21 protein-coding genes and 1 pseudogene are annotated in these 23,048 nt (G+C 45.3%); 7 read left to right on the top strand and 15 right to left on the bottom strand.

Features of this window, described 5'->3' with window-relative positions; translation table 11 throughout:
• Positions 1-154: pseudogene (locus B4240_RS10195) on the top strand (IS982 family transposase); the annotation flags it as partial.
• Between the two features lie 24 nt (positions 155-178).
• Here the strand turns inward: B4240_RS10195 and B4240_RS10200 are convergent.
• Positions 179-1,759: an MATE family efflux transporter gene (locus tag B4240_RS10200; RefSeq protein WP_296238921.1), complete on the bottom strand. Its 1,581-nt coding sequence runs from the start codon at positions 1,757-1,759 to the stop codon at positions 179-181.
• Positions 1,760-2,195: 436 nt separating this feature from the next.
• Between B4240_RS10200 and B4240_RS10205 the strand changes: the two genes are divergently transcribed.
• On the top strand, positions 2,196-3,143 hold the full coding sequence (locus B4240_RS10205; protein WP_296238923.1) for an alpha/beta hydrolase: 948 nt from the start codon (positions 2,196-2,198) through the stop codon (positions 3,141-3,143).
• A 41-nt stretch (positions 3,144-3,184) separates the two neighbouring features.
• Here B4240_RS10205 and B4240_RS10210 read toward each other — a convergent pair whose 3' ends face one another.
• The 4 genes from B4240_RS10210 to B4240_RS10225 all read right to left on the bottom strand — a co-directional run bounded on the left by B4240_RS10210 (position 3,185) and on the right by B4240_RS10225 (position 6,806).
• Positions 3,185-4,228: an NAD(P)H-dependent flavin oxidoreductase gene (locus B4240_RS10210; protein ID WP_296238924.1), complete on the bottom strand. Its 1,044-nt coding sequence runs from the start codon at positions 4,226-4,228 to the stop codon at positions 3,185-3,187.
• A 196-nt stretch (positions 4,229-4,424) separates the two neighbouring features.
• Positions 4,425-4,967 carry an acyl-CoA thioesterase gene (locus B4240_RS10215; protein ID WP_296238925.1) on the bottom strand — a complete coding sequence of 181 codons (543 nt, stop codon included), beginning with the start codon at positions 4,965-4,967 and terminating at the stop codon, positions 4,425-4,427.
• Between the two features lie 51 nt (positions 4,968-5,018).
• Positions 5,019-6,065 carry a YheT family hydrolase gene (locus tag B4240_RS10220; RefSeq protein WP_296238926.1) on the bottom strand — a complete coding sequence of 349 codons (1,047 nt, stop codon included), beginning with the start codon at positions 6,063-6,065 and terminating at the stop codon, positions 5,019-5,021.
• Between the two features lie 144 nt (positions 6,066-6,209).
• A complete protein-coding gene (locus B4240_RS10225) occupies positions 6,210-6,806 on the bottom strand; it encodes a YigZ family protein (RefSeq protein WP_296238928.1) in 597 nt (198 codons plus the stop codon).
• A gap of 196 nt (positions 6,807-7,002) precedes the next feature.
• Between B4240_RS10225 and B4240_RS10230 the strand changes: the two genes are divergently transcribed.
• Positions 7,003-7,707, top strand: a complete 705-nt coding sequence (locus B4240_RS10230) for a pseudouridine synthase (RefSeq protein WP_296238930.1) — start codon at positions 7,003-7,005, stop codon at positions 7,705-7,707.
• A gap of 339 nt (positions 7,708-8,046) precedes the next feature.
• Entirely contained in the window at positions 8,047-9,111 is a 1,065-nt protein-coding gene (locus B4240_RS10235; protein WP_296238932.1) for a disulfide isomerase DsbC N-terminal domain-containing protein, read from the top strand.
• A gap of 128 nt (positions 9,112-9,239) precedes the next feature.
• On the opposite strand, the gene B4240_RS10240 is transcribed toward B4240_RS10235, so the two are convergent.
• Positions 9,240-9,893 (bottom strand): DUF2939 domain-containing protein, encoded by a 654-nt coding sequence (locus B4240_RS10240; RefSeq protein WP_296238934.1) that lies wholly within the window; start codon positions 9,891-9,893, stop codon positions 9,240-9,242.
• A gap of 443 nt (positions 9,894-10,336) precedes the next feature.
• Here B4240_RS10240 and dnaJ point away from each other — a divergent pair, with 443 nt between their 5' ends.
• From dnaJ to B4240_RS10255, 3 genes are all read left to right on the top strand, one after another.
• A complete protein-coding gene (dnaJ, locus tag B4240_RS10245) occupies positions 10,337-11,464 on the top strand; it encodes a molecular chaperone DnaJ (RefSeq protein ID WP_296238935.1) in 1,128 nt (375 codons plus the stop codon).
• A gap of 165 nt (positions 11,465-11,629) precedes the next feature.
• The gene (gene dapB, locus B4240_RS10250) at positions 11,630-12,472 is read left to right on the top strand and encodes a 4-hydroxy-tetrahydrodipicolinate reductase (RefSeq protein ID WP_296238936.1); all 843 of its coding nucleotides are present in this window, start codon (positions 11,630-11,632) and stop codon (positions 12,470-12,472) included.
• A gap of 101 nt (positions 12,473-12,573) precedes the next feature.
• Positions 12,574-13,482 (top strand): hypothetical protein, encoded by a 909-nt coding sequence (locus B4240_RS10255; RefSeq protein WP_296238938.1) that lies wholly within the window; start codon positions 12,574-12,576, stop codon positions 13,480-13,482.
• A gap of 108 nt (positions 13,483-13,590) precedes the next feature.
• Here the strand turns inward: B4240_RS10255 and B4240_RS10260 are convergent, their stop codons facing one another.
• The 9 genes from B4240_RS10260 to erpA form a co-directional block, all read right to left on the bottom strand.
• Positions 13,591-14,766: a type III PLP-dependent enzyme gene (locus B4240_RS10260; RefSeq protein WP_296239010.1), complete on the bottom strand. Its 1,176-nt coding sequence runs from the start codon at positions 14,764-14,766 to the stop codon at positions 13,591-13,593.
• A 189-nt stretch (positions 14,767-14,955) separates the two neighbouring features.
• Complete coding sequence (gene def / locus B4240_RS10265) at positions 14,956-15,507, bottom strand: peptide deformylase (protein WP_296238940.1); 552 nt, start codon at positions 15,505-15,507, stop codon at positions 14,956-14,958.
• Between the two features lie 213 nt (positions 15,508-15,720).
• Positions 15,721-15,975: a GlsB/YeaQ/YmgE family stress response membrane protein gene (locus B4240_RS10270; protein ID WP_296238941.1), complete on the bottom strand. Its 255-nt coding sequence runs from the start codon at positions 15,973-15,975 to the stop codon at positions 15,721-15,723.
• A gap of 378 nt (positions 15,976-16,353) precedes the next feature.
• Complete coding sequence (mpl, locus tag B4240_RS10275; RefSeq protein ID WP_296238943.1) at positions 16,354-17,835, bottom strand: UDP-N-acetylmuramate:L-alanyl-gamma-D-glutamyl-meso-diaminopimelate ligase; 1,482 nt, start codon at positions 17,833-17,835, stop codon at positions 16,354-16,356.
• 183 nt (positions 17,836-18,018) lie between these two features.
• Positions 18,019-18,651 (bottom strand): copper resistance protein NlpE N-terminal domain-containing protein, encoded by a 633-nt coding sequence (locus B4240_RS10280; protein ID WP_296238945.1) that lies wholly within the window; start codon positions 18,649-18,651, stop codon positions 18,019-18,021.
• 453 nt (positions 18,652-19,104) lie between these two features.
• Positions 19,105-19,617, bottom strand: coding sequence for a disulfide bond formation protein B (locus B4240_RS10285; RefSeq protein ID WP_296238947.1), 513 nt, complete (start codon positions 19,615-19,617; stop codon positions 19,105-19,107).
• A gap of 55 nt (positions 19,618-19,672) precedes the next feature.
• Positions 19,673-21,247: a glutamate--cysteine ligase gene (gshA, locus tag B4240_RS10290; RefSeq protein ID WP_296238950.1), complete on the bottom strand. Its 1,575-nt coding sequence runs from the start codon at positions 21,245-21,247 to the stop codon at positions 19,673-19,675.
• A 295-nt stretch (positions 21,248-21,542) separates the two neighbouring features.
• Positions 21,543-21,899: a roadblock/LC7 domain-containing protein gene (locus B4240_RS10295; protein WP_296238952.1), complete on the bottom strand. Its 357-nt coding sequence runs from the start codon at positions 21,897-21,899 to the stop codon at positions 21,543-21,545.
• Between the two features lie 347 nt (positions 21,900-22,246).
• Positions 22,247-22,627 carry an iron-sulfur cluster insertion protein ErpA gene (erpA, locus tag B4240_RS10300; protein ID WP_296238954.1) on the bottom strand — a complete coding sequence of 127 codons (381 nt, stop codon included), beginning with the start codon at positions 22,625-22,627 and terminating at the stop codon, positions 22,247-22,249.
• Between the last annotated feature and the right edge of the window lie 421 nt (positions 22,628-23,048).

Raw genomic sequence — 23,048 nt, forward strand, 5'->3', positions numbered from 1 at the left:
AGAACGATTTAGTATACAAAGAGTGCGAGCAAGAGATTTATGGCATTTGTCTCATCGATTGATTCGTAAGATTCTGTCACACAATCTGTGCTTTGTACTCAACAAAAAACTTGGTAACCCGCCTCTTCAGTTTGATTTGCTTATTTCAAGTTGAGAGTGGGGTCAATTTAATTGATATCTATACACCGCGCTGTGAGCTCTTACTCTTTCTTCTCATACGGTGTTTTTGCAGTCGTCTTTGTAATCGACGGCGCAGCCTTGTCATACGGCGCAAAGGAGACAGTTTCCACACCGTGGTCGGTAAAATATCACGAAACGATGCATTGGTGCCTGTTTGTGCGCGAAACTCCTCAGACCTTTGCGCCGCTTCTTCTGCAGGCAAGATTTTACCTTTACGCCAGCCGCCGTACAGATACAATCCTATCCCCATCAAGGCCGTCGCCACCATCCCTGCTGGAAAAGACAACCAGAGGGCATCCTCACCAAGTGTTGGATAAAGCCCAAAAGCAAAGCCAAGACGTACCGGATACATCGAAATCACCATAACGATCAGCGGCCAGATCACGTAGCCGTTGGCACGCATGGTGCCAAACAGCACTTGCGCGACCCCAAAGAACAGATATCCCCACGTTGCCATGAGTTGAATATGCCGCCCGATTGGCACCGCTGCACTATCACTGCCAAGGAAAAGCCCCAAAACGGTTTTATCAAAAATGGTCAGCACTGCGATCATGGCGCCTGTCAAAATTAAATTAAAGATAAGCCCCCAGCGGGTGATGCCCGCAACGCGATTCCATTGATTGGCACCGATGTTCTGTGCGACCATCGCACTGGCCGCGGCACTGAGCGCCATTGCAGGCATCTGCACGTAGGTCCAAAGCTGCTGGGTCGCGCTGTAAGCGGCCGTTGTCTGTACCCCTTCGCGGTTGATTAGCGACAGCATCGTAAGCGCCGCAGAGGAGATTACAATCATCTGTAGACCCATCGGCAGCCCCTTTGAAAACATTGACTTTATGATGTCTCGGTCTGCGCGCAAAAAACGCAGCTCTGGCAGTCTAAGTGCCAGTACAGAACCGCGCAGATACATGGTAGCGACCATACCAATCAGCGCTAGCGTGTTGGCGACAGCGGTTGCAAAAGCTGAGCCAAATATGCCCCATTCGGGAAACAGGCCTATACCCAAAATAAGCGTCGGCGTCAAAACCAAATCAATAATGACCGATATAATGATAAACCAAAGCGGCGTCGTAGAATCGCCCGTCCCACGTAGCGCCATCATGATGAGTGTAAACGTCAAGGTGACGGGCATCGCAACAAAAATCATCCGCAGATAGGTCAAAGCAAGGCCTGCCGCGCTTGCTGGCGTACCCAGTAGATCAAGGAGCATCGGCGCAAATATCCACCCGACTGCCGCCACCAAGACACTTATCGGGATAATACTACCCAGCGCCGTGCCCATGGTTTTTTTGACCATAGTGTCGTTACGGCGGCCCATGGCCTGACCAATCAAAATGGTAGCCGCCATACCAAAACCAAAAACGAAGGAGATCAGGATAAACATCAAGATGTTGCCGTTCGCCGTCGCTGCCAGTGCCTCTTCACCTAAAAACCGGCCTACCCAGATGGCATTGATCGAACCGTTTAACGACTGCAGCGCCGATGATCCTAATGTTGGCAAGGCAAACAGCAGCATCGTTTTAGCAATTGAGCCTTCGGTAAGGTCGCGCCGTTTTTTAGTGGAAATACTTGTGTTACTCAATGTGCATCCTTTTGCGCCATCCAAGTTGGCTTTGACTGTTGGTAAATATACGTCCTACGAAAGATGGCAAATAGTTAACTTGAGATTGATGAAATACGGTTAATGCAGTAAAAATGCTTATTATAAGTGACAATGCTCGCGCCATCTTTATTAGAGTGGTAAGCAAATAAAGTAGCGTGATAATCTGTTGTAGTAATCATGTTATTTTGCTTTTAAGGTTATCTCTTACTTATGATAAAAAACGTCAAAAGATAAGAAACGTCAGAAAATATTGGCAAAAAGAGGTTTGGCAAAAACAGACGAGGATAATCACGCCACATTGCCTTTTTCCCAGCTTTCGCTTACATCGCGGCGGTCATGGTTTACGCTTGAATTAAGCGAGTGCTAAGCTTATGCTTTTTAATTTACTCTGCCAGATATTAACAAGGAAGTTTCGATGCTATTAAAACGCCTGTGCCTTGCCGCGCTTTTTAGTCTTTCAGTCGTTGGCTGTACCACCGCGCCCAACACTTTAGCCGTCAATACCACCCAAAAGCTAGTTCAGTATGAACGTAACAAGTCTGATTTAGAAGTAAAGGTACTAACATTGTCCTCTGGCGATAAAATGGTTTATGCCGAAAACGGCAATGTAACAGGCGAGCCGTTATTACTCATTCATGGTTTTGGCGGTAATAAAGACAACTTCACCCGCATCGCCAGTCAGTTAGAAGGCTATCATCTGATCATTCCAGATTTGCTTGGGTTTGGTGAGTCTAGTAAACCGATGAGCGCAGATTATCGCTCGGAGGCGCAAGCGGCGCGCTTACATGAGCTGCTGCAAGCCAAAGGTTTGGCAAATCGTGTCCATGTCGGCGGCAATTCGATGGGCGGCGCTATCAGCGTGGCTTATGCGGCAAAGTATCCAAACGACGTCAAAAGCTTATGGCTCGTCGATAGCGCAGGCTTTTGGTCAGTTGGCATTCCTAAATCGCTAGAAGGGGCGACGCTAGAAAACAATCCGCTGCTGGTTAATAGCAATGAAGACTTCTATAAGATGTACGATTTTGTCATGTACAAGCCGCCTTATCTGCCAAAATCGGTCAAAGCGGTATTTGCGCAAGAACGTATCGCCAATAAAGAGCTGGACGCCAAAATCCTCGAGCAAATCGTCACCGACAATGTCGAGGAGCGTGCCAAAATTATCGCCCAATATAACATTTCAACGCTGGTCGTTTGGGGTGAAAAAGATCAAGTGATTAAACCTGAAACGGTCAAGCTTATAAAACAAATCATCCCGCAAGCGCAAGTGATTATGATGCCAGAGGTTGGTCATGTACCGATGATTGAGGCGGTGGAGCAAACGGCGGACGATTATAAGGCGTTTCGTGAAGGGTTAAAGAAATAGTACCGTAGGCTGGGCTTTTAACCCAGCCTACCTGAATCAAACTATAAATCTTTGACCAGGCGCTTGAGCAATTCAAGCGTACTTTCCTGTCTGACCAAAGCCACCCCTTGACCTGCCCATAAAGACTGATGTTCTGCATCTAGGTTGTTTTTTGCATGCGCTCGCAAGTTTTTGGTCATGGCATTTAATTGAGGGTAGGGCGGTAGTTTGTGCGCATTTTCAAATTGACCAAAGTCGCGCAGATAATCGTTTAACAATCCGCGCGCCTGCTTCCCTGAAAACAGCCTAGTTAAGCGCGTCTCGCTACTGCGCTTACCCAGACTGACATCAAGCAGCGCTTGTTTATACGTATCATTAATACCGCATTTATCGGTGGTCAAAAATGCTGTGCCTATTTGCGCAAGCTCTGCGCCTGCTGTTTGTACCGCTTTGATGGCTTGCCCCGTCATAATCCCGCCAGCTGCAATCAAAGGAACATCGGTGCACGCGCGCGTTTGGCTAATCAGCGTCAATAAACCTAGTGGATCGTTGGCACTTTCTTGCAACCAGCCACCGCGATGGCCGCCAGCTTCCGAGCCCTGAATACATACCGCATCGACGCCAATCTCTGCCCATGCTTTTGCTTCCAACGGATGATTGGCAGTACCGATGACGCGCGTACCTAACTCCTGTAAACGCTGCACTTGCTCGGCGCTGATAATGCCAAAGGTGAAACTCGCCACAGGGACGGGATTGTCATAAAGCACTTGCAGCTGCTCAGAAAAATTGAGCGCAGGGCGTTTAGGTAACGCCATGCCTATACTATTTTTTTGATAATACTCGCTTAACCAAGCAGGGATTTCGCTATCCAAGGTATTAGAATCATGCTCCGATAACACCATCAGATTGATCATAAAGGGGCGATTGGTGAGCGATTTAAGAATATTAATGTGCTCATTTAAAACCGATGGTGCCGTCGTCCCACCGCCCAGTGATCCCAACCCGCCAAAGTTACTTACTGTCGCTGCCAGCTCTGGCGTGGTTGCGCCTGCCATCGGCGCTTGCACGATAGGATGGGTTAAATCAAAGGTTTTAAGTAAGGTCATGACGGGCGTCCTTGTTGTGTTATGAGGAGATTTGCATGACTTACTTTAGCAAAGCTGAACGGCAAGCGTGTTAGATAATGTGTATTTAGTTATGCAATAAAAGAAGAAGGTTTCCATTATAAAAGCAATGTTTTTTAAGACTAGTGCTCATTTATTTAACCTAACTGCCTAGCTTAAACGCTTAATGCAACTAAAATTAACCCGCCGGCGGCCACGGGCGATCTTTATCGCTCTCTATCCATTCTGCCACATAGCCTGACGGAGGAAACTTCCAATCAGATCGACCTAGTGCCGCTAATACACGGGCGGTATCCACCACTCTACCGCCTTCTGTAACCCCCGTTCTTAGCAGCATAGACGAGCAGGGTTTGCCCTTCACCCACATCGAATGCTCAAGATATATCCAGCGCTCATCGAAGCCTGCAATATGTGTCTTGATAGTGACTTTATCTAACAGACGAATACGCTTACGGTATTGAATATTGCTACCTGCTACCACCATACCCCAGCGTTTTTTGAGTAACAAACGCCCAAGACCAGTACGGATGATAAAGTCTGTACGGCCGATGTCATATACTGTCAAAGCCCTACCGTTATTCATCTCAAGCATTGGATCAAGGTCGGTAAGACTACAGCGCACTGTCACCTCGCTGGTCTGCGTTAGATCTAAAGACTGACCTTTTATGTTAGCGATGACCGCCCTAACGATAGACTTGGTATAGCGTAGATAAGGATACATAGCGTAATCTCAAAAGTTCAAAGGTAGGTCTAAAATTGGCTAAAATAAGTATTAGGCGTCAGAGTTGTTAGACGGCACGCCAATAGACTCAAAATAAGCACTGACGGTTTCGGGTAACCAGTTGATATCTAATCTTGATTGTTTATAAAGATGCGTCGATTTGTCTCTGTCCGTGCGATAACGGATAAAGCCCACATGCCCACCATGTTCGGTGTCCAAAATAGTGACGCTGTCAGAGACATCGTTTGGCGTGGCGGTAAAACCAAGGAAAGGGTCGTCTTTGGCACTAATTAATAATAAAGGCTTGGTCACTTTTATCAAATAAGGCAGGGCCGATGAGGCGTAATAATAATGATTGTTAGAGCGGTAGCCATGGCGCGGCGCGGTGAAAATATCATCAAAGTCACTGATGCGATTGACCGCTTTGATGGAATCAATCTCATCTTTGGTAATGTCATTAGCCAAGGCTTTTTTGATAATGGGATTAAGCAAATACGGCGTATAAATACGATGGCTCAAAAAGCTGTGCATACTCAGCGCCGCAGACGACATATCGACGGGCGCTGAAATCACCGCCGCGCCATCACATAGCGCTTTATCGCCATATTCGCCCATATATTTAGCCAGTGCATTACCACCTAGTGACACGCCTACCGCGTATATATGGGCAAAGTTTTTGCGCAAATTCTCAAGCATATGGTGCAACTCGCCCGTATCCCCAGCGTTATAAAACACGCGACCGCTTGCAGGAATACCGCCACAGCTACGAAAATGCGCGACGACAAAGTGCCAGCCTTGTGCGTGCATCTGATAGGCCAAAGCGCGCGCATAATGACTGTCGCTACTGCCTTCCATACCGTGAAATAGGACGATTAATGGCGTTTGTTCAAGCTCGCCGTTTTCTGTGTTTATAGGATGAACATCATAAAAGTCATAAGCAATATCACTTTCATCCAACGAATCTTTTGCGACCACGCGGCGATACGTCGGCGTTTTGGGCGCAAAGAATTTGGGTAAAATGCTTTGTAGATGTGGATTGCTTAGCCAAAACGGCGGTTTAAAAGGGGCGGGCGCAAAGGTTTTATTTGTTTTCGGCATAAAGGTTTCTTATTTAATGGTGGTTAAATTTATCGTTAAAATCGTCTCTAAGAATCAATGCCTTATCATACCGACGGGCGTTGCCAAAACCAATGCTTTTCAATGAACGCTCAGTGAACGCATGGTCACTCAAAAAATTATGAGTTAAGGTGATTGTAGGACGCGCCCATTCATCGCTAGGCGCTCTTTTAGATTATCAATATCTGCTTTGGCAAGCGACACGGTCAAGGTGACTTGCTTACTATAATTCACGTCATCAATACGGCCGCCTAAATCCTCGACCACATAGCGGCACTGCGCTTCGGTGGCAAACTCGGCGAGTATTTTTACTTGCGCCATTGGTACGTAGGGGAGCAATACCATTTCGTCTACCGCCGCTTGCGCAGAGCCGGCATAAGCGCGAGTCAAGCCGCCTGCGCCCAGTTTGATACCACCAAAATAACGTACTACGATAATAATGACGTTACCGATAGATTTATGCTGCAAGACATTTAATATCGGTCGTCCTGCGGTGCCATTTGGCTCGCCATCGTCGTCAAAGCCTGCGCTGGCGGTATTGTTAGGGTCGCCGATGATATACGCCCAGCAGTGGTGACGCGCATCGGCATATTGCGCGCGTAGCTGTTCCACGTGAAACATGGCGTCTTCTCGTGAAGCCACCGGATAGGCGTGCGCAATAAACTCGGATTTTTTAATTTCTAAACGTGCCGTGACAGCATGTTTTAGCGTTTGATAACTCATAGTTCATCAGGTCTAGGTTGGATATGGTAAACTTACTTAACTTTCACTGGCGTCCGTATTTGGCGCAGTGCTCATTTAATTTTTTCTTATAATACCATTTCTAATTAGTTAAGACAGCGGACAAGCTTAGCACCCCTGCTGGTATCGTTGGCTTCTATTATAGAGTTGGTAATGTAAAACGGATGGTAGTAATCGTATGCGTCTAGATAAATTTATTAGTAAAGCCACTGAGCTGTCGCGCAAAGAATCAAAGCGGATTTTGCACGCTGGTGAGGTGACAGTAAACGAGCAGGTCATCAAAGACCCAGGCTTACATGTCGATATCGTTAATGACGATGTGATGTGGGCGGGCGAGCCCTTATCGGTTGCTACGGGCAATCGCTATATCTTGCTGCATAAACCAGAGGGCTTTGAATGTACCTTAAAAGCCAAAGAATATCCTATCGTCACCGAGCTAATCGCCGTACCAGAGCTTGGCAGTTTGCGCATAGCTGGACGACTTGATGTCGATACCACAGGCGCGCTGCTTATCAGTGACGATGGCAGTTGGTTACACCGCGTGACCAGCCCTAAGCATGAGCATGCTAAAGTTTATGAGCTAACCTTAGCAGATCCGATGGACAGCGATGCGCAAGAAAAAGCCATCAAAAAAGTGGCTGAAGGCATTTTATTAGAAGGCGATTATGAGCCGACCAAGCCCGCTACCCTTGAGTTTATCGATGAAACCCATGCGCGCCTGACCTTAGAGCAAGGCAAATACCATCAAGTAAAACGCATGATGGGCTACTTTGGTAATCGAGTCACCGAGCTACACCGCGCCAGTATTGGGCATATTAATTTGGATGGTTTGGAGAGAGGCGACAGCCGTTTTTTAACGCCGGAAGAAGTGGCTAAATTCTAAATTTGGTTTTTGCTAAACCCTAAAAACCGCTACCATAATTGCCCCAGTAAGCAGCCACTAAATGGTGCGCTGCTTTTTTAATGCCTATCTTTTATCCTTACTACCTCTTCTAGCCCTCTGTGTTGCCTATCTCTTAAAGCTCAGTAGCTGTTTTGCAAAATTGAGCCGTTATCACTTGGCAAAAATCCTCCTTATGCTAAAGTCTGCCTAGCTTTTTTAATCTATATTTTTACATAATATCGTTGTCTTTATTAATAACGAGAGCGTTTAAAGCATTGCTGCTTTTAAAAACAATGGCTCTTAAAAACAGCTATTAGAAACCAGATAGGACTGTCCTCTGTGAAACGACCTGTATTCAAATCCGCCAGCTTAATCAGTGCCATATTATTGACGACCACGGCTTGTGCGCAGCCAAGCGCCACTGATGGGGGCAATAAAAAATTAACCCAAGCAGCCCCAAGCGTGCAAGCTGCTAGCACCGTTAATAAATCTATCGACAGCCGCTTGCGCGAGCTGCTAACGCAAGCAGGTATTAAAACGCAAATCACTTCTATCGCGCCCTCTAAACTGCCAAATATGTATCAAGTCAGCCTAGCTGGACAGCCGCCGCTGCATATCACCGCAGATGGTAAATATGTCATCCAAGGCGAGCTACAAAAGAACCCAAGCAAGCGCGTCGTCACCAAAACGCCCGCGCGCAGCAGCAGCTTGCAAGTCGGCAAACCTATTAGTGCTAGCCTAAAATCTGACCTATTGGCAAATATGAGTGCGCTTAAAAACATGAGTGCCAAAACGCCATTTTTTTACACCGCCGTGCCGGGAGTGATTTGGGGTGCGACGCTAGAAGGTGTACCATTTCTACTATCAGACGATGGACAATATATCACCGATGGTGAGATATCAGTGATTGAAAACGGTCAGTTTATCGGGCTTGATAGCAACTTTGAGCGCCTTAAAAATCAGTCGGTATTTGCCACTTTGGACGACAGCCAACTGATTACTTATCCTGCCACCAGCCCTGAGAAAGCGGTTATTTATGTCGCTAATGATGTCAATTGTCCTTATTGTCGCCGTCTCCATCAGCAGCTACCCATGCTCAATGCTAAAGGCGTGACGGTAAAAACCATCGGTTATCCAATCTATGAAAAGTCGCCTGAGCAAATGCGCGCTATCTGGTGTCAGGGTAGTGAGGACAGCCGCCGCACAGCTTTTGATAAAGCAATGCTACAAGGTAAAATGACGCCTGCACCAGCAAGCTGTACGGCCGATTATGTAACGCCTAACCGTGAAAAATCAGCAGGGCTTGCGGTCATGGCAACGCCAGCTATTTACCGCGAAGATGGCGTCCTTTACCAAGCAAGCTTTGAGAGCCCAGAGTTTTTAGAATTTTTGGGCGTAGATTAGTGGTTATAAATTTATGATATGAAATTTTGAGTCAAACAGTTTATAAAAGACCGCTCGATAAACATAATTTATCGGGCGATTTTTTATTGCGCTTAGCCTTGATTTTAGTAAATATATTTTAGCAACAATTATTGCGGCAAAACGATATCAACGATTTTCCAATTTATCAAACCTTCGCGCTGCATCTCGATAGTCAGCGGATAACCTTTCACTTGACCGCTAATGGTAAAGCAGTTGATACCGCAATAGCTGAGTGTTGGCTTGTCACTATCCGTACCTTGCGCCGCTTGTTGCTCAAGCTCGGCCGCTTGCTTTTGCATGATTTGCTGCATTTGGTTTTTGACCACGGCATTGACGTCGCCGCGCTGAATGATTAGATTTTGAATCAGGTTTTTAAGATCGACCTGATTACTAGCAATCGCCCATGCCGCCGCAAGCTCTTTGGTCGCAGTATTGGCTTGACCTTGGGTGTTAATCAGTTTTTCAATATTTTGCGGAGTGATAGCGCCATCGACCGCTTGGATAATAAAGCCGTTGGCCGCTTCGGTTAATGGCGCGCCGCCAAGTTCGGCGACCAATGGGTATTTGGTCACGGTCACTGCAAACTGACTGGTCAGCTGATTTTGGATACTGGGACGCACTTGCTCATAATCAATAGCCGCCGCGATAGCCGCGCCATCTTTGGCATCATAGGCATTTTTAAGCTGATAAGCGCTGTAGTAAGGCGAGCCTGCATAGATAGCGACGGCAATGACAATCAATAAAACAATCAGCTTTTTCATAATAATACGACCTTATCGCAGACCTAGTGGCTAAAAAGTGGCTAAAAAACTAAAAACAGTGTTTAAATACACATCAATACGGCGCTAAATATTAGCATGGCTCAACCTTACAAAGGTATGGAAACCTTTGTGAAATTCTTAATAAATTCTTTTTTAAGGGATTTAAAACTCCTTAATTTATAATTTAGACGCCTCAGTGCTTGATAAATCCCTCCGTCATCTCCATAAATAGCGCAAACTTTTAATAATTGATTTGGCTAAGCAGCATCCCGCCGTATTCGCTTGTAAGATTCATAAATTGTCCTCTTTTTACGCGTTATCCGCACCATCCGCACTGTTTCATGTGAAACCTTTAAGTGTGGGTGCGGGCAGTATAAAGGGTGTGATTGATTCGGGTTGATGAATCGGCCGACCGGTGGACTGTGAAGACGATAGGAGAGCCCATGAGTAAGCGCGATTTTTATGAAGTATTGGGGGTCAGTAAAACCGCTGACAGTAAAGAAATTAAGCGAGCCTACCGCAAGCTAGCCATGAAATACCATCCTGACCGCAATTCTGATGATCCTGATGCTGAAGATAAATTTAAAGAAGCGTCGATGGCTTATGAAGTATTGAGTGATGAAGAAAAGCGCTCAGCTTATGATCGCATGGGGCATGCAGCGTTTGAAAACGGCATGGGCGGTGGCGGCTTCGGCGGCGGTGGCAACTTCCAAGATATCTTTGGCGACATTTTTGGCAACTTTGGTGACATCTTTGGTCAATCACGTGGCGGCGGTGGACGCTCACGCCGCGGTTCAGACTTACGTTATGTGATTGAGCTGACCCTAGAAGAAGCGGTGCGCGGCTGCAAAAAAGAAATCAGCTTTACCGCGCCTGCGCCGTGCGATACCTGTGATGGTAAAGGTGCGAAAGACGCTTCTGATGTTGTTACTTGTCAGATGTGTCACGGCCAAGGCCAAGTACGGATGCAGCAAGGCTTTTTTGCCGTGCAGCAGACTTGCCCGCAGTGTGGCGGCTCCGGTAAACAGATTAAAAACCCTTGTTCTGACTGTCATGGCAGCGGCGTCAAAGACAAATCGCGCACGCTTGAGGTTTCTATCCCAGCGGGTGTTGACGATGGTGACCGTGTACGCCTAGCAGGCGAAGGCGAAGCAGGCGGCGCAGGCGTGCAAAACGGCGATTTATACGTCGAAGTACGCGTGAAGCCGCATGACGTCTTTACCCGTCAAGGTGCCGATCTTTATATGGATGTGCCCGTGAGTATTACCGATGCGGCACTTGGTAAAGAAGTTGAAATCCCAACCCTAGATGGCAAAGTTAAAATCAAGGTTGCTGAAGGCACGCAAAGTGGTAAATTATTGCGTGTACGCGGCAAAGGTGTGACGCCAGTACGCACGACGATGAAAGGCGATTTGATTTGCCGCGTGGTGATTGAGACGCCAGTGAATCTGACGCGCGAGCAAAAAGACTTGTTACGTCAATTCCAAGATACCTTGGACGGCGATAGTAAGCATCAGCAGTCGCCACATAAAAGATCTTTCTTTAAAAAGATTGGCGACTTATTTGATTGATAGCTAGCGCTACTGTTTAAGAAGTTTTAAGGTCTATTGTTTCACGTGAAACGATAGGCCTTTTTGTTGATGCTATAAAAAACCATTTATCCATTATATTTGCTAAACTTAACCTCACAAATTTAACAACCAACCTATCAAAAATAAAATATCTAGGGTAGCTATATGAGTCAGCAGTCAAAAAACAAAGAGCAAAAAAAAACCATTAACGTTGGCGTTATCGGTGCCGGCGGGCGTATGGGGCGTATGCTGATTGAAGCGGTGCAAGACAACGCACAAACCACGCTGAACGCCGCGATTGAACGTCAAGGCTCAAGCCTTGTCGGTGCCGATGCGGGCGAAGTTGCCGCGATTGGTCGTTTAGATGTGCAGATTGTCGATGATTTAACCGCCGTTATTAATGACATCGATGTATTAATTGATTTTAGCTTACCGGATGCGACCGAACAAAATATGCAACTCTGTGCGGCAAGCAACGTTGCGATGGTGATAGGCACAACAGGTTTTAATGAGCAGCAAGAGCAAGTATTAAAAGCAGCAAGTAAGAAAATCGCTATCGTTTATGCAGGTAACTATTCAACGGGCGTTAATTTATCATTAAAATTGCTCGCTATGGCAGCAAAAGCTTTTGGTAATGATGCTGATGTAGAAATCATCGAAGCCCATCATAAGCATAAAATCGACGCACCATCGGGTACGGCGTATATGATGGCAGAGGCGGTGGCAGAAGCGCGCGGACAGAACCTAAAAGATGTCGCCATTTATGGCCGCGAAGGACAAACGGGCGAGCGCGAAGCAGGGACGATTGGCATTCATGCGATACGCGGCGGTGAAATTATCGGCGATCATACGGTGATGTTTATTGCCGACGGCGAAATGGTTGAAATTACCCACCGCGCTCGCGCGCGCATGACCTTTGCTGCTGGTGCCGTACGAGCGGCAACCTGGGTGATTGAGCAGCCAACGGGACAATATAATATGCAGGATGTTTTGGGCTTAAATGACTAAAGCTTAAAATGAAATTCTGAATAACGATGATGTTTATTGGCTGCTTAAAGACTGCTAGTCATGGTTTAGAGGTTGGGTTAAATATCTATTAGGAGTCGCATATGAGGAAGTTTGGCAATTATCTAACAGCGATGTTTGGTTACGCCATCACGACTTTTAATAATGGAAATTTTGGGCACAAAAGATTTTTGCTGCTAACTCTGGCTATAATGCCAATAGTCGCCCAAGCCGCTACTTTTCAAACCTATGTCATCCATACTTATGGCGGTGAAGCACTACTACCAGCTGTCCGTCAGCAGCTAAACAGTAGCCGCGATGGCGGCACAGTGACGACTTATCAAGATAAGTTGGTGTTGCATACCACTGCTGCTAATTATCAGGCAGTACAGCAATTATTGGTACAAATTGACCGTCAGCCGCAGGCGTTAACGGTTGCTGTGCGCGTTGGTAATAATACTGAGTTTCAAAGTAATATTCAGCAAGGTCAGGTTATTATCAGCAATCGCGGTATCCAAGGGTCAGGGTTGATTAACCAGCGTAATAGCCAGCAGCAAGGCAACAATTTATATCAAGTACAAACACTATCAGGTAGCGCCGCCAGCATTAGCACAGGCACGCTTTACTCATTAAACCAAACCTATATTGCCAATAGCTATCCGACCTATAACCGTCCAGCGGGGCAGATTATTATTCAGCAGCAAGTATTACTGCCGACGACGCAAGGGATTGCGGTGACGCCAAGGCTACTGCCAAACGGACAGGTCGAAGTAGCGCTCACCCAAGTAGAAGAGCAGCTCGTGCGCGCTAATCCTTCTCATAATCGCTACCGCCAAGATAATAACAGTCGCATACAAGGGCAAAGATTAGATAGCACCATTATCGTGCCACGTGGGCAGTGGGTCACTATTGGACAAATATCACAAAACAATCAAAGCCAAAACTCAGGTTATGGTAGTGATAGGACGCTAAATAGCAGCAATAGCGTACCGATTTCATTACTGGTACAGTAGCTGGTTTTTATTAACGCCACATCACTGGATATATTAAAATAGACATAAAAAAGCGCGGCACTGCTTGCACAGTACCGCGCTTTTTTATTGATATTGATTGTCTAAAAATTAATCAATATAAACCACGTCTAACGGCGGAAAACCATTAAACTCAATAGACGAATATGAATTGGTATAAGCGCCAGTGGTCAGCCAATAGATTTTATCGCCAATCTCAAGCTCTTCTGGCAACTGATAGCCCGCTTCTTCATACATGATATCGGTTGAATCGCAAGTTGGGCCTGCCAATACCACCGTACCTTCGCTTTTCGAAGTTTCCATCTTAGGCGTATAAACCGGATATTTGATTGCTTCACCCAACGTTTCAATTAATCCTTGGAATAAACCCACATCGGTATAGACCCAGCGCGTCAAATCCGTATCTGATTTACGAGAAATCAAAACCACGTCACTGACTAGTACGCCTGAACCCCCAACCAATGAGCGACCTGGCTCAAGGATGATTTCTGGCATTTCGTCTTCATTGTAGTCATCAGTCAAATAACTGGTGATCTCTTCTGCATAGACCTTTATGGGATTGACTTCGCTGATATAGTTCGCTGGAAAGCCGCCGCCCAAATTAATCATTTGCAGCTTAATGCCTTCTTCATTTTTCATCCAGTCAAACATATATTTGACCTTGGCAAGTGCATCATCCCAAGCGGCCACGTCTTTTTGCTGACTGCCAACGTGGAAAGAGATGCCATAAGGCACCAAGCCCAACTCACGCGCCTGAACCAGCAGGTCAATTGCCATGTTTGGGTGGCAACCAAACTTACGGGATAACGGCCATTCAGCGGTTTCTGACCCTTGTACCAAAATACGTACAAATACTTTTGAGCCGGGGGCATACTTAGCAATATTTTTTAAATCGGCTTCAGAGTCGGTTGCATACAAGTCGATACCTTTATCAAAAGCGTATTTCACGTGCTGCGCTTTTTTAATGGTATTGCCATAAGAGATACGTGATGGCTCAACGCCGCAATCAAGCACGCGGTCAAGCTCATAGATGGACGCACAATCAAAGTTTGAACCAAGCTCCGCAAGCAAATTAATGACTTCAACCGCAGGGCTTGCCTTCATTGCGTAATGAATTTTCGCCTTTGGAAAAAAACCAACCATTTCAGCATATTTTGCTTTAATACGGCTCAAGTCGACCAGCAAAAATGGCGTGTCGCGACCTTCGGCAGCTTTGGTGAATTTCTGCCAACCGGCAGGGTCAAAATATTGGTCAATTTTGATCATGGTCATGGTGAGAAACCTTTAATGAAGACACTAGATGTCAGAGAATAAAAATATCAGAGCATAAAAGCCAGTTTATCAGTTATCATATTATTATCGTCTTATCATCGATCTTGTAATGGCGTATCAAGCCTAGCGATAATAATAAAATGATATGCAAATGGCTTAGGAATAAGTAAGTAAGTGAGTAAATTAAGAATTGGTGGTTTGCGGCTGTTTATCCATTTGCTCGCTTTGTTTTTCGCGTATTTTAAGCACTTTACGCACCTTATCACGCGCCCGCGTCTGTTTAAGACGCGATAAATAATCGACGAAGATGACGCCGTTTAAATGATCCATCTCATGTTGAATGCAAACGGCAAGTAAGCCCTCTACTTCTTCATCAATCTTATTACCATTTTCATCTAGGGCTTCGATACGTACTTTCGTCGGACGTTCAACCTTATCATAGACTTCTGGCACCGACAAACAGCCCTCTTCGTACGGCTGCTTTTCTTCGACCAATGGCGTCACTTTGGGGTTAATAAATACCCTTGGGCTGTTTTTATCTTCGGATAAATCCATGACGATAAGCTGGATATGACGATCGACTTGGCTTGCTGCCAAACCAATACCTTGCGCATCATACATCGTCTCAATCATATCGGCGATTAAGGTTTTGATTTCAGCCGTCACTTCCTTGACAGGCTTGGCAATCGTGCGTAAGCGCGGGTCGGGATAACTTAAAATAGGGAGTAACGCCATAAGGCTCACCTCAACGATAAAGATAAAATAGGTCTGATATTATAAGATAAATGGGGACAAAAGTAATGCTTATCAATACCCGAAGGCCAATCTTGCCGCTGATAAATATCAGAAAAACCTAGCATTTATAAATTTTAAGAAAAATGGACGCAATAAAAAAGGCCTTGCTTACACAAGACCTTTTTAAAAAATATTTTTTATAAAGAAAATAGATTACACGCGGCGCTTATTCATGATCATCTCATAGATAAACAGTAAGATAATCGCACCAATCACTGAGAAGATAAGACCGGTAAAGCCGCCATCGGCATCGATACCGATTAAACCTGCGATAAAACCACCCAGCATCGCTCCAACGATACCCAATACAATGGTCATGATCCAGCCCATAGGGTCGTTACCCGGTTTAATAGCACGTGCCAATAAACCTGCGACCAAACCAACGATAATCATCCAAATAAAGCTCATGGTTATTCTCCTAATATGTGTTCATTTATATGTTATTTATATTGTGTTACTTATTTGATGACTTCATTGTAGACATTCCTGAAAATAAAAAGTAAGCACAAAATGTTATCTGTGTACGGGCTATGTGAGAAAAAAGCTCTATTTGCTATGAAGCAGATAAGATAGGTAAACGGTAGGTTAAAAAGGTAGTAAAGTCGCTAACGTGAGCAAACATTAATGGCAATATTGTATGGATTTTTAAATAGTTAGATGGGCTTATAAACGTGGGATAACGTAACTACAGAAGAAAAATTAACGATAAAAAAAGCATAGCTCATTTGATGAACCATGCTTTTATAAAAATCAAGGCTTTAATACGCTTAATATTTAAGCAAAAATTTATTTATTGCGCAGCGCGGTTAATAGGCGCTGATGTATCCCTTCAAAGCCACCATTTGACATAATGACAATCGCATCGCCCGCTTTTGCCTGCGTGCGGATATGCGCAATGATAGCATCGACGCTAGAGAGCACTTGCTGGTTTGCCATATTTGGGTGTTTAGCCTTAGCATTATCGATGACGTCTTTTAACCCCCACTCAAGTCCTGTCGGCTCGTACCATAAAGTATGGTCGGCGAGGGCGACGGATTCAGCCAAGCTGTCTTGATGAATGCCCATTTTCATAGTATTGCTACGCGGCTCAATAATTGCCCAAAGTCGTCTGTCTGCCAGTTTCTTTTTGGCGCCATCTAAAGTGGTGGTAATAGCGGTTGGGTGATGGGCAAAATCATCAAACACTAAGATATCATTTATATCACCAATCAGCTCCATGCGGCGTTTGATACCAGCAAAGGCTGATAATGCCGCGCAGGCGGTTTTGACATCGACGCCAACGTTGTAAGCGGCGGCAATAGCAACCAAGGCATTATTGACGTTATGAATGCCGCTCATCGACCAAGCAACAATTCCTGTTGCTTCATTGTCCTCTACAAAACTGACGCTAAATTGACCGCCATCGGCGCTGATAAGCTCAGCTTGCCAGTCGCTACCGTCTTGTGAGTTTTGCTTGTTATGGCTAATGGACTCTTTATCAGTAACCGCAGTCCGCCAAACTGGAGTCCAAACGCCTTTTGCCAATGTCTCTTCTAAGCTTATGGTAGCAGCTGGCATGATGATTTTACCGCTACTTGGAATCATGCGAATCATATGATGAAACTGGGTTTGGATAGCGCTTAGGTCGGCGAAAATATCGGCGTGGTCAAATTCAAGGTTATTTAAAATAGCGGTACGCGGGCGATAATGAACGAACTTTGAGCGCTTATCAAAAAACGCTGAATCGTACTCGTCAGCTTCAATGACAAAGTAGCCCGTCTTTTCTGCTGCATCAGCGGTTTTTTCCGCGCCCAAGTAGCTGCTATGGGCAAACACTTGCTGTAAATGCTCGTCCGTGGTGGCGACCAATGGCACGCCGCCAATCAAAAACCCTGTATCAATACCCGCATAATGTAATATCCACGCCAGCATCGTCGTCGTTGTGGTCTTGCCATGCGTACCCGCGACGGCGATAACATGGCGCGATTGCAGCACTTGCTCGGATAAAAACTGCGGCCCTGAGGTATAGCGCAGGCCGCTATCTAGCATATATTCGATGACATCCATGCCGCGTTTCATGGCATTACCAACCACCACCAAATCTGGCGCTGGCTGCAAATGCTCTACTAAATAACCTTCGGCAATGGTCACGCCCGCATTTTCAAGTTGGGTGGACATCGGCGGATAAACATTGGCATCTGAGCCTGTAACCGTGTGTCCAAGCGCGCGCGCAAGTAGTGCGAGCGAACCCATAAAAGTACCACAAATACCTAGAATATGAATATGCATAGACGTTCCGTACAGGCTTAAATAAAGGGGAGTAAACTCTAGATTCGGCTGCTCATCTTAGCAGGGCAGACGGCTCAGTAATCAAAGCCTCATTGTAAAGTAAACACCGAAGGATGACCAATAAAAAACGCCCAGCAAGTAGGCGTTGTTTAGATTTTTAAATTGGCTGCTCTATGCGCCGGTTTATTTACGAGACAGGGTATAGTCATCGTTAGACTTGTCATCGGCGTCCGTCATAATCAAATGATTGTCTCTGATTTGATAGGTTTCGATATTTTTTTTCTCATAAACAATGGTGATTTTATCGTCGTCTTGGCGATAAACCCCTGATTCTAGCAAAGGCGGATTGGTCGGCTCTGCATCATTAAAAACACTGGTTTTTAGCACCGAGCCATCAGCAAACAGATTTAAAGTGATATCGATATTGTCGCAAGAGCCACATGGCACGACGCCGCCATAATCGCCCATCAAGGTTGCTTGCAAGGTACTGTCGCTATTTGCCGCCGAAAACATGGGCGCGCGGCGACTATTATCATTCGAATTGGCCGCTGCTATTAGCGATTGCCCATCTGCGCTATTTACCTCATCTGCTATATCGTCAGTATTACTCGCTTGCGCGACATTATTTGGTGAGTCAGTAGGTAGCGCGCTATTGGTCGGTGCGCCTTGCGTCGTTTGATTATTGGCTGATGTCGTAGAAGATGACGCACTATCACAGCTCATGAGTAACAGACAGAGTGGCAGCGCCAATAATGGGCGCAGATAGCGTCTGGCAATCGTAACGGCAGAGGAGGAAGTCGGCGAAAGAGTAATCATAGTGTTACCAAAAAACAGATTTTTTAATAGTGTGTTCAACCTTTATCGATATGATGGGGTAATACGATAAATAACTCAGGCTTTGGTAAAAATTAAAGGAATTGTGAAGCATAATCTTAACGACAATAAGCAAAGCATACGATCCTGTCTTCGTTAAATTATGTGATGAACGTAACAGAATTGCTGCTAAGCGTCGCTTTTAGGCATTGCTATGACTGCTATATACGCTTAAAATGCGATTAGGCCTATCCTTATTCCAACAGGGTAATTAAACATTGTACATATATCAAAGCGTAAAAGTGACTAGCGCGTGTCCTTAATGTCAATGCGACTATTTAAATAAGCTAAAAATAGCTTTAACAGAGTTTAAAAATAAAGCTTAAATGCAAAATAACCGTCGATGCCTCTCAGCATGACGGTTATCAATATGTTTGATAAGGGCGAAAAAGAACGTTAGCGAATGGGGCGTACGATACGCCATAGGATTAGTAAGTGCACCAATATCAAAATGCTAAATAAAATCAGTGACTGCTCAGGAATGCTTAAACCCATAAACGTCCAGTCGATAGACGCACACTCGCCAGAACCGGTGAAGACTTCTTTTAAGACTTGCTGCATCGGCAGGGTATCAAGCCAATAATCTAAGCCTGGACCGCAAGAAGGCACTTGGTCGGCAGGTAGGTGCTGCAGCCAAACGTGACGCCCGGCAACGATTGCCGCCCAGCCGATACCCGCTAAGCTACCAAGCCATAATATCAAACGTACCGCGATGGCTTTTGGGTTAAATACAGCTGCAACTAAAGCAAAGCCGCCCATGACCATCAGCCCGATGCGCTGAAAAATACACAGCGGACAAGGCGAAAACCCCATATAACGTTGTAAGAAAAACAGCGCAAAACTCATGCCTATCACGGCCATTAGCACTAAAAACACTTGCAAATTACGGTAAGTGGTCAGTTGTCGCATGGGGCGCATACTCTTATTAAGTACTGATGATTAAAGGATAAAATCTTATAAAGAATCAGCGATACTGCTGTAAAAAATCCATAAAGTCTTCGGTTTCAGCGGCTTCAAGCTCCGCTTGCTGCAAAATGGATTTTTCGGCAAGTACTTCATATTTGGCTTGAGTGTTTGGGCTCAAAGTCTGCTGTAATAACGACTCACGATGCTGCTGCGCTAAAGTAAAGCCAAGCTGCCATAAGCTGCCCAAACGTTTACTATCCGAGTTGACTTGCGCCGAGATGGTCGACTCAGGATGACCTGCTTTACCTTGCATTAAAGCGACCGCCGTTCGATATTCATTACCGCCATAATGCGCATCAAACAGCTCTGCCAATGGCTGCATACGGCTTAAGTGCATGAGCATCCAGCTTTCAAGGGTTTGTTCATCGCCATTATTGATGATTTGTAAGTTTGCACGGCGTCCTTCGTTGACGACGCGCTCCAAATTAACAGCTAACGCTTCTTCTTCTACCGGCATGAGCTCTGGCGAATCACTTAGTAAGCAATACAGCGCCATGACTTCTAAAAAGCAAGCGCTAGATAAACGAATACCAATGTCGCTATAAGGGTCGAGATCGATAGCGCGAAACTCAACATAAGCAATACCGCGGCGCTCAAGCGCTTCGGTTGGGCTCTCGCCGCTCTCGGCGATTTGTTTTGGGCGAATCGGGCTGTAGTACTCATTTTCTATTTGTAGAATGTGATTGTTAATTTGTATTGGATTGCCATCGGCATCGTCTAAACCTAGTTTCTCAAAGCTTGCATGCGGGGTCTGAATGGCTCGGCGTAGCCCTTTGATATACTCGGGTAAATTGTTATAACGAATATCGAGATGCTCTTGCACGCTATTGGTATAGCCAAGCTTGCCCATGCGTAGGCTGGTCGCAGCCGGTCTATAGTATGTTGAGTCATTGAGCAGCTCAAGGTCATGGTCAATACCTGACACAAAGCAAGGGCAAACGCTAGGGCTGGCTCCCAACAGATAAAGAACCAAGCTAGTCAGACGCTTAAAGTTACGAATAAGACCCAAATATTTGTCATTTTTAAACTCAGTTAGACTCAAGTCTTGTGCGCTTGGCGTTTGTGCTTGCCAGGCGCTAAATAACTCATCGCCAAAGGATAAGTTATAATGAAGCCCTGCAATGGTCTGCATTCGGCGACCATAGCGGATACCAAGGCCACTGCGATAGAGTGTCTTCAGCCGTCCTGTATTAGAGCTACCATAATCTGCCAGCGGAATATCTTCATCGTTAGACGACAGCATGCACGGCATCGATAAGGGCCACATCAGCTCGCCCTCAGGCAGGCCTTGATAGACCAATAAATGCAGCTGGCGCAGCATGGTGAGCGTCTCTTTTGGAGAGGTTTTAGGGTCAGTGATGAGTTCGAGTAGGCTTTCTGAATAATCGGTGGTGATAAACGGGTGCGTCAGCTTTGAGCCAAGCTTGGCCGGATGCGGCGTTTGTGCCAAATATCCATCAGGCTTCACGCGCAAACCTTCTTTTTCGATACCGCGCAGCATGCCCGTTAGATGCTCGCTATCAAACCAGTTTGGAATTTTAAAATCGACAAAGCTACTCGCAAAATTACTCATAATAGTCATCTGTTGTTATTCATTATAATCAGCCGACACGCAATTGTTGTCCGACCACAAAAATGGGTTATAGAATCTCGTCAGTTTAGCCCAAAGCCGCCCCAAAAACCACGTACAATTACAAATACAGTAAGCTTCATTTGCGCTCAGATGGCTGTTATTTGGTTTATAAATAGGGTGGGGCAAAGCCACCATGACGTAAAATAACTGCTTTCACTTAAACAGGATGAAAGTAAAAAAAGCACCTACTTATCAGGTAGATGCTTTAAATAACGCACTGCTCTAAACCACTTGCTTATGAGAATTCTAACTCTGTCTCAAAGCTTTTTAGGTTGTGACGTGCCATCGCTAGGTTTGATTTTTGACGGTCGAGTACAAGGTATAAAAACAAATTGTCATTGCGTACCAGTGGGCGTAGCAAATGGTACTGCTTGCTCAAGGTAATAAGAATGTCTTCGATGTTTTCATTTAAACCTAGTGCGTGTGCTATTTTGCGCTTCGAGCGTAGAACTTCAGTGTTGCCAGCGGCAGCAAGCTCAAGATCGATGCCTGAGCCAAGCGTTGCCATTGCAAGACCTGACTCGCTGTCGACTAGGGCTGCGGCGATAAAGCCATCAATATCATTTAATGCATCAAGTGTTAACTTAGCCATGTGGGTGTGCCTTAATTTTGGAATATGAGTAGTGTTTTTTAAGCGTTTTTTTTAAGCATGGGCGTTTAACCGCTATATTTTGCAAGTAAGAAGCTTTGAATAAAAATGCCATAGGTTGACTCAAATTAAGAGTGACTTTTATGACAACTTATTAGCGTAGCTACTTAATTTAGGGAGATATTTAAGCACACTTCCAAAAAAAAACAATCGTAAACCGACTAAAGCCACTTTTAAGCCGATTATCGGTTAAAAAGGCCATATTCGGTGTACGATTGTACACTATAGTATACCCAACAGCATAGTATCGCTGTTAAATAAAGCAACTATACCGACTTATATTACTTACATTAAAGAGAGAACGATGAACCGCAGCCACATGTTGTAGTGGCATTTGGATTGGTCACGATAAAGCGCGCGCCCTCTAAGCCTTCGGTATAATCAACGGTCGAGCCTTGAAGATACTGATAGCTTAGAGAATCGACGACCAGGGTCACATCGCCATTGTCAAAGTTGGCATCGTCTTCATTTAGGTCATTGGCAAAGTTAAAACCGTAAGAGAAGCCTGAACAGCCGCCACCCGTCACATAGACACGCAGCATAAGATTGTTGTCACCTTCTTCTTCACGCAAGCGACGCACCTTTTGGGCAGCGCTGTCTGTTAAGTTTAAGGCGGTTGGATCAACCGGCTGGCTTGAGCTTGGGTTAAATTGATTGGCTGATTCGTTCATATCTACCTCAGTTGCTAAAATCAAATGATTTATTTTTTATGTCTGCGAGGTCGTCTATTTATACTGGATAGGGCGACTGATAAGTAGCCGCTTATAAAGCATAGGCTACAGTAAAATAATGAGATTGGGTCATGGCTGTGATACTCATATCGAGCTGTCATAGCACTTAAGCGAATAGTGCCATCGCACTTAAGCACATAGTAATGCTGCCGACGCTTAGCTTCTGACACTTAACTGCATGATGTCAATAGTGTTTTACTAGTATAGCATAATTGGGGTTATGATTGATTTGTCAAGGGTGACAGCAGCGTTTGTGAGAATAATCAATGTTAAATTAAGTAGATACACAAGAGTATGATGCGCGAATGGGATATCAAGCAGTTCTTGGACGTATAAACGGTTGAATTTAAAATAGTTATTT

Source organism: Psychrobacter sp. UBA5136, assembly GCF_002414005.1.
Lineage (GTDB): Bacteria > Pseudomonadota > Gammaproteobacteria > Pseudomonadales > Moraxellaceae > Psychrobacter.

What these genes read in the sequence shown, in the direction of transcription:
- B4240_RS10225 (WP_296238928.1), bottom strand. Translation starts at nt 6,806, where the DNA reads ATGAGTTATCAAACGCTAAAACATGCTGTCACGGCACGTTTAGAAATT.
- mpl (WP_296238943.1), bottom strand. Translation starts at nt 17,835, where the DNA reads ATGCATATTCATATTCTAGGTATTTGTGGTACTTTTATGGGTTCGCTC.
- B4240_RS10285 (WP_296238947.1), bottom strand. Translation starts at nt 19,617, where the DNA reads ATGCGACAACTGACCACTTACCGTAATTTGCAAGTGTTTTTAGTGCTA.
- def (WP_296238940.1), bottom strand. Translation starts at nt 15,507, where the DNA reads ATGGCGTTACTCCCTATTTTAAGTTATCCCGACCCGCGCTTACGCACG.
- B4240_RS10210 (WP_296238924.1), bottom strand. Translation starts at nt 4,228, where the DNA reads ATGACCTTACTTAAAACCTTTGATTTAACCCATCCTATCGTGCAAGCG.
- gshA (WP_296238950.1), bottom strand. Translation starts at nt 21,247, where the DNA reads ATGAGTAATTTTGCGAGTAGCTTTGTCGATTTTAAAATTCCAAACTGG.
- B4240_RS10260 (WP_296239010.1), bottom strand. Translation starts at nt 14,766, where the DNA reads ATGATCAAAATTGACCAATATTTTGACCCTGCCGGTTGGCAGAAATTC.
- dapB (WP_296238936.1), top strand. Translation starts at nt 11,630, where the DNA reads ATGAGTCAGCAGTCAAAAAACAAAGAGCAAAAAAAAACCATTAACGTT.
- B4240_RS10270 (WP_296238941.1), bottom strand. Translation starts at nt 15,975, where the DNA reads ATGAGCTTTATTTGGATGATTATCGTTGGTTTGGTCGCAGGTTTATTG.
- B4240_RS10230 (WP_296238930.1), top strand. Translation starts at nt 7,003, where the DNA reads ATGCGTCTAGATAAATTTATTAGTAAAGCCACTGAGCTGTCGCGCAAA.
- B4240_RS10255 (WP_296238938.1), top strand. Translation starts at nt 12,574, where the DNA reads ATGAGGAAGTTTGGCAATTATCTAACAGCGATGTTTGGTTACGCCATC.
- B4240_RS10220 (WP_296238926.1), bottom strand. Translation starts at nt 6,065, where the DNA reads ATGCCGAAAACAAATAAAACCTTTGCGCCCGCCCCTTTTAAACCGCCG.
- B4240_RS10295 (WP_296238952.1), bottom strand. Translation starts at nt 21,899, where the DNA reads ATGGCTAAGTTAACACTTGATGCATTAAATGATATTGATGGCTTTATC.
- dnaJ (WP_296238935.1), top strand. Translation starts at nt 10,337, where the DNA reads ATGAGTAAGCGCGATTTTTATGAAGTATTGGGGGTCAGTAAAACCGCT.
- erpA (WP_296238954.1), bottom strand. Translation starts at nt 22,627, where the DNA reads ATGAACGAATCAGCCAATCAATTTAACCCAAGCTCAAGCCAGCCGGTT.
- B4240_RS10205 (WP_296238923.1), top strand. Translation starts at nt 2,196, where the DNA reads ATGCTATTAAAACGCCTGTGCCTTGCCGCGCTTTTTAGTCTTTCAGTC.
- B4240_RS10215 (WP_296238925.1), bottom strand. Translation starts at nt 4,967, where the DNA reads ATGTATCCTTATCTACGCTATACCAAGTCTATCGTTAGGGCGGTCATC.
- B4240_RS10280 (WP_296238945.1), bottom strand. Translation starts at nt 18,651, where the DNA reads ATGATTACTCTTTCGCCGACTTCCTCCTCTGCCGTTACGATTGCCAGA.
- B4240_RS10240 (WP_296238934.1), bottom strand. Translation starts at nt 9,893, where the DNA reads ATGAAAAAGCTGATTGTTTTATTGATTGTCATTGCCGTCGCTATCTAT.